The organism is Sphingomonas sp., assembly GCF_035317925.1.
Lineage (GTDB): Bacteria > Pseudomonadota > Alphaproteobacteria > Sphingomonadales > Sphingomonadaceae > Sphingomonas_I.
On record NZ_DATHFV010000112.1, the window covers coordinates 1 to 17224 of the forward strand.

Genomic DNA, 17224 nt, shown 5'->3' on the forward strand with positions numbered 1-17224 from the left:
TCGTTCCGAGCGTCACCGACTCCGAAGCGGCAATCATCGTCGCCAGCGGCGTCACCCCGAGGAAAAGTCGATGATTCGCATCGCCATTGCCAATCAGAAGGGTGGCGTCGGCAAGACCACCACGGCGATCAATCTCGCGACCGCACTGGCGGCGACCGGCTTCCGCGTCCTGCTGATCGACTTCGACCCGCAGGGTAATGCTTCGACCGGGCTGGGGGTCGCGCGTAGCGCGCGCGATAAGTCTATTTATCAAGTACTTACGGGTGAGTGCGAACTATCGGACGCGGCGATCGCGACGCGCGTGCCGCGGCTCGACGTAGTCGCGGCGACGCAGGATCTGGCAGGCGCGGAGCTGGAGCTGGCTGACCTGTCGGATCGCACCACGCGGCTCGACCAGGCGGTCGGCCGGGCGGAGGCACGCTGGGACGTCTGCCTGATCGATTGTCCGCCTTCGCTGGGCCTGCTCACGATCAATGCGCTGGTGGCGGCGCGCAGCCTGCTGATCCCGCTGCAGTGCGAGTTCTTCGCGCTCGAAGGCATGAGCCAGTTGCTGCAGACGGTCGAGCGCGTGCGTGCGCGCTTCAACCCCGATCTGACGATCCTCGGCGTCGCGCTGACGATGTATGATCGCCGCAACCGTCTGTCCGAACAGGTCGCGGCGGATGTGCGCGCGGTGGTCGGCGACCTCGTCTTCAACACCGCCGTGCCGCGCAATGTGCGCCTGTCCGAGGCGCCGAGCCATGGCCTGCCGGCCCTGATCTACGATCATCGCTGTCCCGGATCCGAGGCCTATATCGCGCTCGCCCGGGAAATGATCGCGCGCCTGCCGATGCCGGCGGTGGCGGCATGAGGAATCCCCATGAGTGAAGTGAAGCGCGGGCTCGGCCGCGGCCTGTCGTCTCTGCTTGGCGAAGCGGCGCGCGAGCAGCCGATCGCGGGCGACGCGGTGCGTGCGACCGGCGTGCAGATGATCCCGATCGCGCAGCTGATCCCCAATCCGGATCAGCCGCGCCGCCATTTCGACGATGCCGCGCTGGACGAACTGGCGGAATCGATCGCGGTGCGCGGGTTGATCCAGCCGATCGTCGCCCGCCCGCGCGACCATGGCTATTATGAGATCGTCGCCGGCGAGCGCCGCTGGCGCGCCGCCCAACGCGCGCGGCTGCATGAGCTGCCGGTGCTGGTGCGCAAGCTCGACGATGCCGAGACGCTCGAGCTCGCCATCATCGAGAATATCCAGCGGCAGGACCTCAACGCGATCGAAGAAGCCGAGGCTTATCAAAGGCTTGCGCGTGAATATGGCCATAAGCAGGAGGCGCTGGCGAAGATCGTCGGCAAATCGCGCAGCCATGTCGCGAACCTGCTGCGCCTGCTCGATTTGCCGGAAAGCGTGCGCGCCGCCGTCGCCGACGGCCGACTCAGCATGGGCCATGCCCGCGCGCTGATTGGCGCGGCCGATCCGGCGGCGCTGGCCGAAGAGGTGATCCGCCGTGGCCTGTCGGTGCGCGAGACCGAGGATCTGGCGCGCGGCGGCAAGGCCAAGCGCGCACCCGCAGCCGCGCCCGCCGAAAGCGGCGGCAATGCCGATGTCGCGATGCTCGAACGCCAGCTGCGCGATCAGCTCGGCCTCAAGGTCGGGATCGCGTTCGGGCCCAAGGGCGGCACGGTGACGATCAATTATGCGACGCTCGATCAGCTCGACATGGTCTGCGCGCGGCTGAGCGGCGACAGCCTCTGACATGAGCCCGGCCTACGCGTTCGCAAAAGCGTGGGAAGCAGCGTGGAACGCGCATGATCTGGAGGCGGTGCTGGCGCTGTTCGCGGAGGACGCGGTCTTCACCTCGCCACTCGCCAAAAGCCTCGCGGGGCACAGCGATGGGATCGTGCGCGGCAAGGCGGCCTTGCGGGCCTATTGGGCGGCAGGCCTGGCGAGGCTGCCCGATCTCCATTTCGACGTGACCTCGGTCAGCGAGGGCGTCGACCTGCTCGCAATCGGCTTCCGCAACGAGCGCGGCGTCGACCGGCTCGAAATATTGAAGTTCGCCGATGGACTGGTGATCGAGGGCCACGGCACCCACCCGGCCGTCTAGCCCTAACCCGCCGCGGCGGGTTAGGCCGCCGCCCGCCGCCGTTTTACGTCGGCCCGCCAGTCGCGCGTGCGCAGCCACATGATGATCCCGGTAACGCCGAGCACCGCCGGCGCGATCCCGCCGAGGAAGATGATGATCTGCCAGACCAAGCCCAGGCCGGTGCCGTCATGGAGGCGGCGGTAAAGCGGCCTTACGCGATCGCGTTGGCCGTCGGTGGCGGGAGTCGCGGCACCCGTGGCGTCGTCCACTTCGACGAGGCGCTTGCGGCCGGCGGCGATCGTCCAGCTCGGCGCCTTGTCGGTCGGCCAGGTCACCGTGATTTTGCCCTCCGTCCCGGCAGCTGCGATCGCCTGGTCAACGGTGAGATGGGTCGTGGCGAGCGGGCTCTGCCGCATCCGGGTCATGCCGTTGGTGGTTTGGCCGATCATTTGCGGCCAGGCGATGATCACGCCGGTCAGCGACAGCATCGCGAGCGGCAAGGAGATCCAGAAGCCGATCAGGTGATGGAGATTGGCATCGAGCGCGGGCTGGCGCTTCCAGCGCAAACCGCGCGTGACGCTGCCGCTGAGCGGCCACCACAGCCAGATGCCGGTCAGCGACGAGATCAGCATCAGCCCCCCGAGCCAGCCGACCACGGCGCGGCCAAAGCCCGGAATCTGTAGACTTCCATGGAAGATATGCGCCCAACGCAGCAGCGGCGCGGTGGACAGGCCGCTGTCGACCAGCTTGCCGGTCGCGGGGTCGATCCAGGCGGCAAGGCGCAAAGGGGGCCCGCGCATCGCGCTTGGCTGGGGCGGGGAGGCAGTGACCATCACCGGCCCTTCACCGACGCGCACGCTGACGATCGTGCTGCCGGCCGGCAACGCCCGCCGTGCGCTCTCGACATAGACCGATACGGGCAAGGTCGCCGGTCCGGTCTCGGCATAATGGGTTGGCTGGAGCAGACGGTCGAGGGGCTCGTCCCACACCAGCATCGATCCGGTGAAGGATAAAGGTATCAGGATGATCGCGAGGATGATGCCGATCCATTTGTGGACCTGGAACCAGACGTTGCGCAGCTGAACCTTGGTCATTGATGCCCTCAGAGCTCCGCCCAGCGGCGCAGCAGGTTATGGTAGAGCCCCGTCAGGCGGACGAGCGCGGGCGCGCCCGGATCGGCCGCCGCGGAGAGATCCTGGATCGAGCGGTCGAGATCGAACAGCATCGCGCGGGCGCTGGCGTCGCGCACCATGCTCTGGACCCAGAAGAAACTCGCCACGCGTGTCCCCCGCGTGACGGGGGTTACATGGTGCACGCTGGAGGCGGGATATAAGACCATGTCGCCCGCCGATAATTTGATCGGGGCCTGGCCCTCGGCGACCAGTTCGCCGCCGTCATAGTCGGCGGCATCGCTCAGAAAGAGCGTCGCGGACAGGTCGCTGCGCACGCGGAAATCGCTGCCGGCGCGGATTCGCACCGCGCTGTCGACATGGTCGCCGAAACCGTCGCCCACGCCATATGCGTTGAACAAGGGCGGATAGACTTTGAGCGGCAGCGCCGCCGCCACGAACAAAGGCGAGGCCGCGAGCGCGTCGAGGACGATGCCGCCCAAGGCCTTCGCCTCGGCGCTGTCCTCCGCGAGCTGGCGATTATGCTTGGCGCGCGCCGATTGATGGCCCGAGGTCGCATTGCCGTCGATCCAATCGGCCGCGTCGAGCCGCGCGCGGACGGACCGCACGGCTTCGGCATCCAGCACCTGCGGAATGACAATCATGCCGATTGCTCCCGAAGCTTTGCGATCGCGGAGCGGAAGGGTTCGCCGAGCGCGAGCAGATAGTCGATCATCTGCGCGCGGAAGCGGCCATTGCCATTCTCCCAGGCGAGTCCGATCCAGTGCAGCGCCTCTTCCGTCCGGCCTTCGATGGCGCGCATGCGGCCGTGGTTGAACTGGCCGCGAAAGTCGCCGCCGGCTGCGGCAATGGCGTAACGGCGCGCGGCTTCCGCCATATCCCGCTCCACCACCCACCCATCTTCATGGAAGCTGCCGACGAAATTATGCGCCTTGGCATTGCCCTCGGCGGCGGCCTCCTCGAACAAGGCGAGCGCGGTCGCTTTGTCCTCGGCGACGCCCTGGCCGAGCGCCAGCAAAGTCGCATAATTATATTTGGCCCAGGTCAGGCCACGTGCGGCAGCCTGCCTGAACCAGGCCGCGGCCTGGCGTTTGTCGACGCCGACGCCCCAGCCGAGATCGTAGCAACGGCCGACCATATTGGCCGCCTCAAGATGGCCCGCATAAGCCGCGCGTTCGAACCAGGCGAAGCCCGCCGCCGCATCCTTCGCCACGCCGTCGCCATCGAGCAGCATCTGGCCGATCCGCGCCTGCGCCTCAGCCGACCCGGCCTCGGCCGCCGCGCGCACGAAGGCAGCGACATCCGCGCGCGGGCCGCACAGGCGGCGCGCAATCTCGTCCGCGCCGAGCGCGTTGAGATCCTCGATCGCCGCCTGTCTCGTCATCAATAATCGAAGCTGAGCGTGCCGAACACGGTCCGGCCCGGCGCGATCGTGGCGTAGTGGCTCGAATAAGCCTGGCTGAAATAGCGCTTGTTGGTCAGGTTCTGCGCGTTGACGCTCAATTCGATGTTCTTGGTGAACTTGTAGGCGGCCCGCGCATCGAAGCGCCAATAGCTCGGGATCGAGCGCGCCAGCACCGTCGTCGCCGGATTGATCGTGACCACGCCGGCGGCATTCTGGACGGCAGTACGGTTGTCGGCGTAACCGCCGAAGACGCGGCTGGTATAGAAAGCGCCGCCGCCGACGGTGAAGCCGTGCGTTTCGTACGTGCTCCACGCAGTGAAGCTGTTCTTGGCGGTCTGCGGGAACTGCTTGCCGTCATTGACCGACGGCACATAGACGGTCTTGGCGGCCTGGCCCGGCACGGCGGCCGCGGTCAGCGCGGTCAGGCCGGCCTCGCGGATCTTGGCGTCGAGATAGGAATAGCCACCGAACACGGTCCAGCCCTTGGCGATGCGGCCGTTGAAGCTGAGCTCGAAGCCGTCGACGCGCTTCTCGCCGATGAAGGCGACGGTGTTGGCGTCGATCGAGACGCGGCTGTTGGTGCTTTCGGTCCGGAACACCGCGCCGGTGAGCGACAGCTGGCCCTCGAACAAATCGGCCTTGGCGCCGGCCTCTAGCGACTTGGTCTTTTCAGGCTTCAGCTGGTCGAGGATCGGCGTGACGGTGGTGCCGAGCGAATTTTGCTCCTGACCTTCGCCGAGCAGGCTGTTGGGCGGGATCACCGACGTCGCATAGGAGACGTAGAGACTGGTATGCTTGGTCGGCTTGGCGATCAGGCCGGCCTGATAGCTCCAGTCGCGGTCGGTACGGCTGAGATCGATCACGGGCGCGGTCGGCGAGGTCTGCGGCGGCCGCACGTCCGAGCTGAAATCGTCATAGCGCACGCCCAGATTGGCGATCAGCCAATCGTCGAACGTGATCGAATCCGACACATAGGCCGCACGCGTGATGCCCTTGTTGTCCGTGTTCATATAATCGGGCGACTTCACGATCGGCGTCGCAACCGTCGACGTGTCGCTGGCATAATTGACCCAGGGGTCGTTGGGATTGGGGTTCACCAGCGGCGCGCAATAATAACGCGCGACCGTGGTGGTGTTGCAGCGCGGGCTGATGGTGGATCCGGTCGACTCGAGATAGGTGCCGCGGCTCGCATCCTCGGTCGAGAATTCGAGGCCGGCGACCAGGCTGTGCTGGAACGGGCCGGTCGAGAATTTGGCCGAGATATCGGTCTGGTCGATCAGGCTGTTGGTGGTGCCGACACGGGTATTGCCGCGCCGCCAGACATAACCGCCATTGGTGAACTGGGTGACGCCGCCGACGGTGCTGTTGGTCGCCTTCGTGCCGACCACATTGCCGTTCGAATCGTCGGGCAGCAGGAAGATATAGCCCTGCCAGGTGTGGCTGAAGCGCGCGGTGTTGCGGATCGTGACGTTGGGCGAGAAATCATGCTCGAACCGCAAAGTCGCCTGATCGGTGTTGGACTTGCGGAAATCGCGGTCCTTCAATCCATAGAAGGTCGAATAAGGCACATCATAGGTCTGGCCGCCGAGCGTGGTGACGTGATGCACCGGCTCCGACAGGACGAAGTTTCCGGCGGGCGCGTTGCACACGGTTGCCGAGCAGACATAGGTATAAGGCAGGCCGCTGTCGGGCAGTTCGTTCGTGTGCAGGTGATAATAAGCCGCGGTCAGCCGCGTCGGCGTGCCGAGCCCGATCGTGACGCTCGGCGCGATGCCCCAGCGCTTCTGCCAGATGGCGTCGCGGCCGGCGACGTCCTGATCGTGCCACAGGCCCTCGATCCGGAACGCGATCATGTCGTTGATCTTGTGGTTCACGTCGAAGGTCGCGCGCTTGTAGCTGGCATTGCCGAAACTCACGTCGGCGCGCGCAAAATCCTGCTGCTTGGGCAGTTTCGAGATGATGTTGATCGTGCCGCCGGCCGAGCCGCGTCCGCCCAGCACGCTGTCCGATCCCTTGACCACCTCGACCTGATCGACCGCGAACACTTCGCGGGTCTGCGCGCCGATGTCGCGCACGCCGTCGAGATAGGTCGAACCTTCGCTGTCGAAGCCGCGGATGAAGGGACGGTCGCCGATCGGATTGCCGCCCTCGGCGGCGCCGAAGGTGATGCCCGGCACGGTGCGCAGCGCATCGACCAGGGTCTGCGAACCCGTATCCTTGATCAGGCTTTCCGGCAGCAATGTGATCGACCGCGGCGTGTCGATCACCGGCTTGGTCAGCTTGACGTTGGCCGACTGATCCTCGTTGTGGCCGTTGATGACGACGTCATGCTCGGCGGCATCGGCCGCGTCGGTATCATTGGCGGCTCCGTCGGTCGCGGCATAAGCGGAGGAGACAAAGCCCACGCAGGACAAGGCCAGGAAAGCGGGCTTGGGCCATTCGGCCCTGGCGGCGGCGCGCGTCATTGAACGTTCCCTTTACGATCGTTTCGCTTGTGATGAGCCTCCGCTAATGAGAGTCGTTCGCAGCGTCAACCTTATTGCGAACGTTTCGCATTCGTGATTGTGGTCAATTTGCCCCAATCCGTGGCTTTGTGAACGCAAAGGAGGGTGTTCCTGCTTGCCTTGCATGCACCTGCCCCCCCATCTTGGGGGCATGTTGCGCCAATATGAGCTGGTCGACCGCGTGCTCGGTTACGATCCGGAAGCCGACGAGGCTTTGCTCAACCGCGCCTATGTCTTCTCGATGGCGGCGCATGGGTCGCAGAAGCGCGCCAATGGCGATCCCTATTTCAGCCACCCGATCGAAGTCGCCGGCATCCTGACCGATCTCCACATGGACGACGAGACGATCGCGACCGCGATCCTGCACGACACGGTCGAGGATACGCTCGCCACGCCCGAGCAGATCGAAAAGACGTTCGGGCCCTCAGTCGCGCGGCTGGTCGACGGCGTCACCAAGCTCAGCAAGATCGAAGCGCAGAGCGACAATGAGCGCGCGGCGGAGAATCTGCGCAAATTCCTGCTCGCCATGTCGGACGATATCCGCGTGCTGCTGGTCAAGCTCGCCGACCGGCTCCACAATATGCGGACGCTCAAATTCATCCCGTCCGAGGACAAGCGCCGCCGCATCGCGCGCGAGACGATGGATATCTACGCGCCGCTCGCCGAGCGGATCGGCATGTACGAATTCATGAAGGAGATGCAGACGCTCGCCTTCGCCGAGCTCGAGCCCGACGCATTCGATTCGATCACGAAACGGCTCGCGCAGCTCAAGGAAGGCGGCGGCGATCAGGTTTCGCGCATCTCGTCCGGCATCAGGCTGCTGCTCGCGCAGAAGGGCATCAAGGCCGATGTCGAGGGGCGCGAGAAGCATCCTTATTCGATCTGGCGCAAGATGACCGAGCGCCACATCAGCTTCGAGCAGCTTTCGGACATCATGGCGTTCCGCGTGCTCGTCGACGAACCCGAGCAATGTTACGGCGCGCTCGGCCTGCTGCATGCGCGCTGGCCGATGGTGCCGGGGCGGTTCAAGGATTATATCTCGACCCCCAAGCGCAACGGCTATCGTTCGCTCCATACCGCCGTGATCCATCATGAGCGCGTCCGGATCGAAATCCAGATCCGCACGCACAAGATGCATGCCGAGGCCGAGTTCGGCGTCGCCGCGCACTGGGCCTACAAGGCGGGCGGCATGATCCAGCCCGATGTCAATTCGCGCTGGATCCGCGACCTCGTCGAAATCCTCGATCATGCCGCGAGCCCTGAGGAGCTGCTCGAACATACGCGGATGGCGATGTACCAGGATCGCATCTTCGCCTTCACCCCGCAGGGGGAGCTGATTCAGCTGCCCAAGGGCGCGACGCCGGTCGACTTCGCCTACGCCGTCCACACCGATCTCGGCGACCAGACGGTCGGCGCCAAGATCAACGGCCGGGTGGTGCCGTTGCGCACCGAGATCATGAATGGCGATCAGGTCCAAATCCTACGCTCCAAGGCGCAGGAGCCTCAGGCGGCATGGATGAACTTCGCCGCGACCGGCAAGGCGCGCGCCAAGATTCGCCGCTTCGTCCGCCAGAAGGAACAGGCAGAAATGGTCGCGCTCGGCCGGCGCTTCTACGACGCGATCGTGGCGCGCATGCCCGCGCAGCTCGCGCCTGACGCGCTCACCCAGGCGGTCAAACGGCTCAAGCTGTCCGATCCCGACCGCCTGATGGAGACGATCGCGCGCGGCGCACTTACCGACGCGCAAGTGATGGAAGCGCTGATGCCGGGATCCAGCGGCGAGGCCGGCACCAACGTCCATCCGACCCAGCATAGCGTGATCTCGATGAAGGGGCTGACTCCGGGCGTCGCCTTCACGCTCGCGCCTTGTTGCACGCCGGTGCCGGGCGACCGCATCGTCGGCGTGCGCCATGCCGACGCGCCGGTCGAGGTGCATGTGATCGAATGCCCGGTGCTGCAGGCCGCGCCCGAGGAGGATTGGGTCGATCTCGCCTGGGGCGACGGCAGCGACGGCGGCACCGCGCGGCTGGCGGTGATCGTGCGCAATCAGCCGGGCTCGCTCGGCGTGATGGCGGGCATATTGGGCGGCCAGGGCGCCAATATCGTCAACATCAACCTCGCCGAACGCGACGAGAGCTTCCACACCTTCATCGTCACGATCGAGGTGCACGACGTCGGCCATCTGATGCGCATTGTCGCGGCATTGCGCGCGGCCGATGCGGTGGTGAATGCCGAACGGATGGAGCCGAGAGCGCCGCTGGCGGCTTAGCGCAAGCCGTCACCCCGGACTTGTTCCGGGGTCCACCACGCAACAATTTCTGACAGTGCGGATGATGGGCGGATGCCGGAACAAGTCCGGCATGACGTCAGGTTCTTACGTCCTTCGCGACCGCATCGAGCAGGCCGTTTACAAACCCGGTCTCGCGCTTGTCGTAGAAGGCGTCGGCGACATCGACATATTCGGTGATGACGCTCGCGGTCGGCACGTCTGGACGCGCGATCAGCTCGTAGGTGCCCGCGCGCAGGATCGCGCGCATCGGCCGGTCCAAGCGGGGCAGGTTCCAACCCGCGCTCAGCCGCTTGGTGATCGCGGCGTCGATCTCGTCGCGGCGTGCATCGACGCCGCGCACCAGATCGTCGAAGAAATCGACTTCGGCGTCGGCATATTCGACATCCTCGATCGTCGCGCCGAGCCGGTGCTGGTGGAATTCGTCGAGCAGACGGGTGAGCGCGGTGCCCTCCATCTCCTGCTGATACAATGCCTGCACGGCGGCGAGCCGTGCGGCGGAGCGCGATTGCGCGCGGGCCGGGCCGCGCTTCACAGCCGCACCGCGATCGAGGCTGCGTGGGCGGGTAGACCTTCGGCATGGGCCAGCGCGATCGCGGCCGGGCCGATCGCGGCGAGGCTGGCCGCGTCGCACGCGATGAAACTCGTGCGCTTCATGAAATCGAGCACCGAAAGCCCCGACGCGAAACGCGCGCGGCGGCCGGTCGGCAGGACATGGTTGGGGCCGGCAATATAATCTCCAATCGCCTCGGGCGTGTGGCGGCCGAGGAAGACCGATCCGGCATGGCGGACCTGGTCGAACAATGTCTGCGGGGCATCGACCGCGAGTTCGAGATGCTCGGGCGCCAGCCTATCGACCAACGGCATGGCGGAGTCGAGCGTCGGCACGAGGATGATTGCGCCATTGTCGTTCCACGCGATCGCGGCGGTGTTGCCGGTGGCGAGCCGCGTGAGCTGGTCGGCGACCGCCTGCTCGACCGCGCCGGCAAAGGCGGCATCGTCGGTGAACAGGACCGATTGGCTGGTCGGATCATGCTCGGCCTGGCTGAGAAGATCGGCGGCGATCCAGGCGGGATCGTTGGCGCCGTCGGCGACGACGACGATTTCGGATGGGCCCGCGACCATGTCGATTCCCACTACACCGTAAAGCTGGCGCTTGGCCTCCGCGACCCAGGCATTGCCCGGGCCGACGATCACATCGACCGGCCTGATCCGATCGGTGCCGTAAGCGAGTGCGGCGATGGCATGCGCGCCGCCGACGCGCCACACCTCGTCCACACCGGCAATCTCGGCGGCGGCGAGCACGAGCGGGTTGGTTTCGCCCTTGGGGGTCGGCGTGACCATCACCACGCGTCCGACGCCGGCGGCGCGGGCGGGGATCGCGTTCATCAGCACGGTCGAGGGGTAAGCGGCGCGGCCGCCCGGTACATACAAGCCGGCGGCATCGACCGCGCCCCAGCGTGCGCCGAGGCGGACGCCGACGGCGTCGACATATTCGCGGTCGGCCGGCTTCTGCGCGGCGTGATAATCGGTGATGCGCGCGGCGGCGAGTTCGATCGCGCCGCGCAAGGCCTTGTCGAGCCCGTCGAGTGCGGCGCGGCGTTCGGCCTTGCTGACTTCCCAGCCGGTCTTGTCGAGATCGTGGCCGTCGAAGCGGCTGGTAAAATCGTGGAGCGCGGCATCGCCCTGATCGCGCACCGCCGCGATGATCGCGGTCACGTCGCGTGAGACATCCGAATCCGCCTCGCGCCGCGCATTGACGAGCTGGGTGAAGGCAGCCTCGAACCCCGCATCGGAGGCATCAAGCCGCACGATTGGCTCCGGCGGCCTCGCGGAACGCCTCGACCAATGGCAGCACTTCGCGCGCGCGCGTTTTGAAGGCGGCGCGGTTGACGATCAGGCGGGCGGACACCTCGGCGATCGTCTCGACCTCGACCAGCCCGTTCTCGGCAAGCGTGCGGCCTGACGAGACGAGGTCGACGATCCGGCTCGACAGGCCCAGCACGGGGGCGATCTCCATCGCGCCGTTCAGCTTGACGCATTCGGCCTGGACGCCGCGTGCCTCGAAATGCCTGCGCGTGATGTTGGGATATTTGGTCGCGACACGAACATGGCTCCAGCCGCGCGGATTGTCCTTGGCGGCGAGATCGGCGGGCTCGGCGACCGAGATGCGGCAATGGCCGATGCCGAGATCGACCGGCGCATAAAGCTCCGAATAATCGAACTCCATCAGCACGTCCGATCCGACGATGCCGAGCTGTGCCGCGCCATGCGCGACGAAGGTCGCGACGTCGAACGCGCGCACGCGGATCAGGCCGATATCGGGGCGATTGGTGGCGAAGCGCAGCGCGCGGCTATCCTCGTCCGCGAACGCCGCCTCGGGCTCGATCCCGGCGCGCGCGAACAGGGGCATCACCTCGGCGAGGATACGCCCTTTGGGAACGGCGATGATGATCGGCTCGGCCATAAGGCGGGCGCTTTAGGGGGATGGGGGCGGAGGGGCAACCTTGGCAGGGTTTGTCGGGCCTATTGCGCCACGGCCGCCGGTGCCGAGCAGCGATCCAGGTTGGCGCTGACCTCGGCCTGTGTGACCCTGGCGTCATGATTGGTGTCGAGGCAGGCGAAGCGGATGAGCGGCCTGGCCATCAGCTCGTCCAGGGTGAGGAAGCCGTCCTTGTCCGAATCGCTCTGGTCGAACTGGCTGATCAAAGGCGCGCGCAGCGCGGCGCGCTGGGCCTGCGACATGTCGAGTGACTGGAGCATCGGCGCAGCGTCGACCATCGTGCCCCATTCGGCACGGCTGATCTTGCCGTCGCCATCCGTGTCGATGCGCGTGAACATCGCGGTATAGCTCGCGATCAGGCCGGCGCGGGTCGTGGTGTCGGGCGCGGCATGCGGCTTTGCGGCGGCAGCGGCCGCCAGAAGGAAAAGTGCGATCAAGAAAGGTCCCCTTGCCGCCGCCTTATGGGGGATCGGCGGGACCGGCAAGGACGGGGCGGATCGTGCGGCACGGAGGGAAACGCGGCCCCGCTTGGGGGGTCCGGGGCCGCGCCCTACGCATGGGGTGCATACATTCCCCGCCCGGTAAGACGGAGCCTGCGCGGCTTTGCCTTGGTTATGGCGGGATCAGAGTTCTTGGCTGGTTGGGCGGAAGAGGATTTCGTTGATGTCGACATCGGCCGGCTGGCTCATCGCGAAGGCGACCATGTTGGCGAAGGTCGAGGCGGGGATCGCGTTGGCCTCGTAGAAGGCGTCGATATTCTTCTTCACGTCGGGTTCGGTGATGCTGTCGGCCAGCTCGGATTCGACCGCGCCCGGCGAGATCACGGTCACGCGGACATTATGCGGTTTCATCTCCATCCGCAGGCCTTCGGAAATCACCCGCACCGCCGTCTTGGTCGCGGCATAGACCGCACTGGTCTGGCGCACCTTGTGGCCCGCGACCGACGACACGTTGATGATATGCCCGCTCTTCTGGCGCGTCATGTGCGGCAGTGCGGCGCCGATGCCGTAGAGCGTACCCTTGAGGTTGACGTCGATCATCCGATCCCAATCCTCGACCTTGCCGCGCTCGAGCAGCGAATGCGGCATCAGCCCGGCATTGTTGAGGATCACGTCGATCCGGCCGTGGGTCGCGACCGCGTGATCGACCAGGACTTTGACCTGTTCGAAGTCGGTGACGTCGGTCTCGACCGCGGCGCTGTCGCCGAGATTTAGCTCGGCGGCGAGCGCCTGAAGTCGGTCGAGGCGACGCGCGCCGAGCACCAGTTTCGCGCCTTCCGCCGCGAGCAGGCGCGCCGCGGCCTCGCCGAGCCCGCTGCTCGCGCCGGTGATGACGACCACCTTGTCCTGGATATTCTGCATGTGACTGTCCTTCCGTAGCCGGGATCAGCGATCGACCAGCTTTTCCATCTGTTCGTTGTAGCGACCGCCCTCGAGCGGGATCCTGGCCGCGGCACTTTCGATCTCGGCCACGTCCTCCGGCGTGAGTTCGATCGAAGCGGCGTGGATATTCTCCTCCAGCCGGTTGAGCTTGGTCGTTCCCGGGATCGGCACGATCCACGGTTTGCGGGCGAGCAGCCAGGCGAGCGCTATCTGCGCGGGCGTGGCCAGCTTGCGTTTGGCCATCGTCGCCAGCAGATCGACCAGCGCCTGGTTGGCGGCGAGCGCCTCCGGCGTGAAGCGCGGCAGGGTGGCGCGCAGATCGCCCTTCTCGAAGGTCGTACTCGTGTCGATCTTGCCGGTCAGGAAGCCGCGGCCGAGCGGACTGAACGGCACGAAGCCGATGCCGAGTTCCTCGAGCACGGGCAGCAATTCTGCCTCGGGCTCACGCCACCACAGCGAATATTCGCTCTGCAACGCGGTGACGGGCTGGACCGCATGCGCGCGGCGGATCGTGGCGGGGCTCGCCTCGGACAGGCCGAAATGCTTGACCTTGCCTTCGCGGATCAGATCGCCGACCGTGCCCGCGACTTCCTCGATCGGCACGTCGGGATCGACGCGATGCTGATAGAACAGGTCGATCACGTCGGTCCTGAGCCGCTTGAGCGAGGCTTCGGCGACCGCGCGGATATGCTCCGGCCGGCTGTCGAGACCGCGCCGCCCGGGCGTGCTGCCCGGGTCGATCACGAAACCGAATTTGGTCGCGATCACCACCTTGTCCCGGATCGGCGACAAGGCCTCGCCCAGCAAGTCCTCGTTCTTGTACGGCCCATAGACTTCGGCGGTGTCGAAGAAGGTCACGCCGCGTTCGACCGCCGCGTGGAGCAGCGACACCATTTCCTTCGTGTCGGGTGCGGTGCCGTAGGCGAAGCTCATGCCCATGCAGCCGAGGCCGAGGGCGGAGACCTCCAGACCGTTTTTCCCGAGCGTGCGCGTCTGCATCAGAGCCTCCTTGATTGGTTGGCGCCGATCTAGGCCCGATGTCGGCTCCCGATTAGTCCGTGAAATCGGCATGAACTTATGAGAGAAGCTCATATATGCCGCGCGCCAACGTCAATGACCTGATCGCTTTCCTCGCGGTTGCGCGGGCACGCAGCTTCACGCGGGCAGCCGCGCAGATGGGCGTGTCGCAGTCCGCGCTGAGCCATACGATCCGCGGGCTGGAGGAACGGCTCGGCATTCGCTTGCTAACCCGCACCACCCGCAGCGTCGCGCCGACCGAGGCGGGCGAACGGTTGTTGCGCAATGTCGGGCCGCATTTCGACGAGATCGACGCCGAGATCGATGCGCTGAGCGAACTCAAGGAAAAGCCGTCCGGCACGATCCGCATCAACAGCAGCGAGCATGCGGCCGAGACATTGCTGTGGCCGAAGCTGGCGCAATTCCTGCCCCATTATCCCGACATCAAGGTCGAGATCTGGGCGGATTATACGCTCGCGGACATTGTCGCCGAGCGGTTCGACGCGGGCGTGCGGCTGGGCGAACAGGTTGCCAAGGATATGGTCGCGGTCCGGATCGGGCCCGAGGAACGCTTCGTGGTGGTGGGTGCGCCCGCTTATCTCGCGGGGCGCGAAATACCGCGTCACCCGCAGGATCTGCTGCAGCATCGCTGCATCAATCTGCGCCTGCCGACATTGGGCGGTCTCTATGCATGGGAATTCGAGAAAGACGGACACGAGCTGAAGGTGCGGGTCGACGGCCAGCTCGTGTTCAACGCATTGCCGCCGATCCTGAAGGCCGTGCTCGCCAGCTTCGGTCTCGCGTTCCTGCCGGAGGAATTGGTGCGGTCGCACATCGCCGCAGGGCGGCTGGTGCCGATGCTGGAGGATTGGAGCCCGCCCTTCCCGGGTTATCACCTTTATTACCCCAGCCGCCGCCAGCAGTCGCCGGCGTTCGCCCTGCTGGTCGAGGCGTTACGCTATCGGGGTGAGCGGCCGGCCTAGTCCCCATCCAGCTCCGGATAATATCGGAAGATGCCGTCGCTGAATGGCAGGCGCCGCGCGCTCGACAGATAGTCCCGCAGTTCGGGCAGGTTTGCGACCGCATCGTGCAGCTTGATCACCTTGGGCACGTCGCCGGACACCGTCGCCATCCGCTTGGGGAAAGCGAAATTCAGGCCTTCGACCAGATGGAAGAGTGACAGGTCGGCATAGCTCCAGGCTTTGCCTGAGAGCCAGTCGCCGCGCTCTGCGAGGATGCGTTCGAACCAGCCGAGGAATTTGGGGATGCGGTTGGCGCGGAAATCCTCGGCGCGGCGCTTCGCTTCGGGCTTCTGGTCCTCATAATAAGCGTCGAGCGAGACCGGATGATGCGTGTCGTGCGCTTCCGTGACGATGTCGGCGATGGTGAGCTGGCACTGGTTGATCCAGAGCCGCCCCGCCGGATCGAGCGGGGCGAGCCCATATTCCTCGCCGAGATAGAGCAATATGTTGGCCGACTGGCCGATCACCAGCCCGTCCTCGGTGATCAAATAGGGCGGCGCGAACGGCGGATCGTCGCGGACCTTGTCCAGATTCTTCGACAGCGCCCTATAACCGTCCTCGCCCGCCTCGCGCGCCATGTCGCGATAGGGGATCTTGCCCGCTTCCAGCGCGAGGCGGGGAAACTCGCCGCGGCCGTGAATGCCCGGCCAGTACCAAAGCTCGTACATCGGCCCTCCGCCTAATTCTCCTCGGGCGCGCGCGCGACGATCGCCAGCGCGTGGACACGTTCCTTCAGGAGCGGGGCCAACGCCTGATTGACGAGACGGTGCCGCTGGACCCGATTTTGCCCCGCGAACGCCGCCGCCACGATCTCGACCGTGAAATGGCTTTCGCCGCGGGGATCGTGGCCGGCATGGCCGCGATGTTTGGCCGAATCGTCGATCACGGCGAGATGGTTTGGGGACAGGGCAGCCCGCAGCCGGGCATTGATCTCGGCCGCTACCGGGCCAGTGGGAGTTTCGCTCATCGCTCTTATATAGCCTCGTTTAAGGGAGAATCATGCGTGGCTGATGCCAGGCCAAAACAACCGCGTTTCCACGGCCGCGTCCCCGGCGAGCGCCAGTGCAGCGCGCCGGGCTGTACCGAGGCGGGCGAATTCCGCGCGCCGGCGGAGGAAGGGCCGCGCTCGGGCTATAACGGGCCGGGCGAATGGCGCTTCCTGTGCCTCGATCATGTCCGCGAATTCAATGCGCGCTACAATTTCTTCAACGGCATGACCGCCGAGGAGATCACCGCGCAGCAGCGGCCTTATGCCGGCTGGGAGCGCGAGACACGGGCTTTCTCGCCCGGCGCCGCCGGCATGCCGCGCTGGGCCGATTTCCTCGATCCGCTGGATGCGATTCAGGCGCGCTACGGCACCGGCCGCAACGCCGCGCGCCAGGACGGCAAGCCGCTGAGCGATGCCGATCGCCGCGCGCTGCGCGTGATGGGGCTCGATCCCGAGGTCGATCGCCGTGCGCTGCGCCAGCGTTATTCGGAACTGGTCCGCCGCTATCACCCCGATCGCAATGGCGGCGACCGCACCTACGAGCAGAAATTGCAGGAAGTGATCGAGGCTTATACCCTGCTCAAGAAGGCGCCGGCCTTCGCCTGACACGATAAGGGAGCAAACCCGTCATCCCCACGAACGCGGGAATGACGGGTCAGGGCCTGGATTGCCTACGCGTCCTCGGTCTCCGCCAGCCGCTGCGCGACCGTTTCGAGCTGGCCGGCGCAGATGCCCCAGCCTTCCGCGAAGCCCATCGCGCGATGCTGCTCCATCGCCTCGGCGGTCCAGTGGCGCGCGCCGGCGCGATAGCCGGTCTTGCCGTTTCCGAGATCGGTGAACTCGAAATAGCCGACGATCGCGACCGGTTGCGGGCTCTTCGGATTCCAGGCACCGTCGAGCGCGTTGGTGAAGACGAT

19 protein-coding genes are annotated in these 17224 nt (G+C 66.0%); 6 read left to right on the forward strand and 13 right to left on the reverse strand.

The annotated features are described in order from the left end of the window. Nucleotides 1-70: 70 nt before the first annotated feature. The 3 genes from VK533_RS08035 to VK533_RS08045 are packed head-to-tail and all read left to right on the forward strand — an operon-like array spanning nucleotide 71 to nucleotide 2090. Complete coding sequence (locus tag VK533_RS08035; RefSeq protein ID WP_324376345.1) at nucleotides 71-850, forward strand: AAA family ATPase; 780 nt, start codon at nucleotides 71-73, stop codon at nucleotides 848-850. Between the two features lie 9 nt (nucleotides 851-859). Continuing rightward, nucleotides 860-1738: a ParB/RepB/Spo0J family partition protein gene (locus VK533_RS08040; RefSeq protein WP_324376346.1), complete on the forward strand. Its 879-nt coding sequence runs from the start codon at nucleotides 860-862 to the stop codon at nucleotides 1736-1738. Nucleotide 1739: 1 nt separating this feature from the next. Further along, nucleotides 1740-2090 carry a nuclear transport factor 2 family protein gene (locus VK533_RS08045; protein ID WP_324376347.1) on the forward strand — a complete coding sequence of 117 codons (351 nt, stop codon included), beginning with the start codon at nucleotides 1740-1742 and terminating at the stop codon, nucleotides 2088-2090. 20 nt (nucleotides 2091-2110) lie between these two features. Here the strand turns inward: VK533_RS08045 and VK533_RS08050 are convergent, their stop codons facing one another. From VK533_RS08050 to VK533_RS08065, 4 genes are read right to left on the reverse strand one after another with little or no spacing between them, the layout of a single operon-like run. Further along, the gene (locus VK533_RS08050; RefSeq protein ID WP_324376348.1) at nucleotides 2111-3163 is read right to left on the reverse strand and encodes a PepSY-associated TM helix domain-containing protein; all 1053 of its coding nucleotides are present in this window, start codon (nucleotides 3161-3163) and stop codon (nucleotides 2111-2113) included. 8 nt (nucleotides 3164-3171) lie between these two features. Beyond that, nucleotides 3172-3843, reverse strand: a complete 672-nt coding sequence (locus tag VK533_RS08055; RefSeq protein WP_324376349.1) for a Fe2+-dependent dioxygenase — start codon at nucleotides 3841-3843, stop codon at nucleotides 3172-3174. Further along, on the reverse strand, nucleotides 3840-4583 hold the full coding sequence (locus tag VK533_RS08060; protein WP_324376350.1) for a sel1 repeat family protein: 744 nt from the start codon (nucleotides 4581-4583) through the stop codon (nucleotides 3840-3842). The genes VK533_RS08055 and VK533_RS08060 overlap by 4 nt, the downstream gene beginning before the upstream one ends. Then, nucleotides 4583-7069, reverse strand: coding sequence for a TonB-dependent receptor (locus tag VK533_RS08065; RefSeq protein WP_324376351.1), 2487 nt, complete (start codon nucleotides 7067-7069; stop codon nucleotides 4583-4585). The genes VK533_RS08060 and VK533_RS08065 overlap by 1 nt, the downstream gene beginning before the upstream one ends. A gap of 190 nt (nucleotides 7070-7259) precedes the next feature. Between VK533_RS08065 and VK533_RS08070 the strand changes: the two genes are divergently transcribed. Then, entirely contained in the window at nucleotides 7260-9377 is a 2118-nt protein-coding gene (locus tag VK533_RS08070; RefSeq protein ID WP_324376352.1) for a bifunctional (p)ppGpp synthetase/guanosine-3',5'-bis(diphosphate) 3'-pyrophosphohydrolase, read from the forward strand. Nucleotides 9378-9474: 97 nt separating this feature from the next. Here the strand turns inward: VK533_RS08070 and nusB are convergent, their stop codons facing one another. The 6 genes from nusB to VK533_RS08100 all read right to left on the reverse strand — a co-directional run bounded on the left by nusB (nucleotide 9475) and on the right by VK533_RS08100 (nucleotide 14279). After that, the gene (nusB, locus tag VK533_RS08075) at nucleotides 9475-9930 is read right to left on the reverse strand and encodes a transcription antitermination factor NusB (protein ID WP_324376353.1); all 456 of its coding nucleotides are present in this window, start codon (nucleotides 9928-9930) and stop codon (nucleotides 9475-9477) included. Continuing rightward, nucleotides 9927-11210 carry a histidinol dehydrogenase gene (gene hisD / locus VK533_RS08080; protein ID WP_324376362.1) on the reverse strand — a complete coding sequence of 428 codons (1284 nt, stop codon included), beginning with the start codon at nucleotides 11208-11210 and terminating at the stop codon, nucleotides 9927-9929. Before hisD ends, nusB begins: the two co-directional genes overlap by 4 nt. Beyond that, nucleotides 11197-11862, reverse strand: a complete 666-nt coding sequence (hisG, locus tag VK533_RS08085) for an ATP phosphoribosyltransferase (RefSeq protein ID WP_324376354.1) — start codon at nucleotides 11860-11862, stop codon at nucleotides 11197-11199. Before hisG ends, hisD begins: the two co-directional genes overlap by 14 nt. 59 nt (nucleotides 11863-11921) lie before the next feature. Continuing rightward, nucleotides 11922-12335 (reverse strand): hypothetical protein, encoded by a 414-nt coding sequence (locus VK533_RS08090; protein ID WP_324376355.1) that lies wholly within the window; start codon nucleotides 12333-12335, stop codon nucleotides 11922-11924. A gap of 186 nt (nucleotides 12336-12521) precedes the next feature. Further along, nucleotides 12522-13259, reverse strand: coding sequence for an SDR family oxidoreductase (locus VK533_RS08095; protein WP_324376356.1), 738 nt, complete (start codon nucleotides 13257-13259; stop codon nucleotides 12522-12524). A 24-nt stretch (nucleotides 13260-13283) separates the two neighbouring features. Beyond that, nucleotides 13284-14279, reverse strand: a complete 996-nt coding sequence (locus VK533_RS08100) for an aldo/keto reductase (RefSeq protein ID WP_324376357.1) — start codon at nucleotides 14277-14279, stop codon at nucleotides 13284-13286. A 95-nt stretch (nucleotides 14280-14374) separates the two neighbouring features. Between VK533_RS08100 and VK533_RS08105 the strand changes: the two genes are divergently transcribed. Then, the gene (locus VK533_RS08105; RefSeq protein WP_324376358.1) at nucleotides 14375-15280 is read left to right on the forward strand and encodes a LysR family transcriptional regulator; all 906 of its coding nucleotides are present in this window, start codon (nucleotides 14375-14377) and stop codon (nucleotides 15278-15280) included. On the opposite strand, the gene VK533_RS08110 is transcribed toward VK533_RS08105, so the two are convergent. Then, nucleotides 15277-15987, reverse strand: coding sequence for a glutathione S-transferase (locus VK533_RS08110; protein ID WP_324376359.1), 711 nt, complete (start codon nucleotides 15985-15987; stop codon nucleotides 15277-15279). The genes VK533_RS08105 and VK533_RS08110 overlap by 4 nt on opposite strands. A gap of 11 nt (nucleotides 15988-15998) precedes the next feature. After that, nucleotides 15999-16286, reverse strand: a complete 288-nt coding sequence (locus VK533_RS08115; RefSeq protein WP_324376360.1) for a BolA family protein — start codon at nucleotides 16284-16286, stop codon at nucleotides 15999-16001. 36 nt (nucleotides 16287-16322) lie between these two features. Here VK533_RS08115 and VK533_RS08120 point away from each other — a divergent pair, with 36 nt between their 5' ends. Further along, nucleotides 16323-16913, forward strand: coding sequence for a J domain-containing protein (locus tag VK533_RS08120; RefSeq protein WP_324376361.1), 591 nt, complete (start codon nucleotides 16323-16325; stop codon nucleotides 16911-16913). A 65-nt stretch (nucleotides 16914-16978) separates the two neighbouring features. Here the strand turns inward: VK533_RS08120 and VK533_RS08125 are convergent. Continuing rightward, nucleotides 16979-17224, reverse strand: a 246-nt coding sequence (locus VK533_RS08125) for an SRPBCC domain-containing protein (protein WP_414712290.1), incomplete at its 5' end; no start/stop codon positions are given.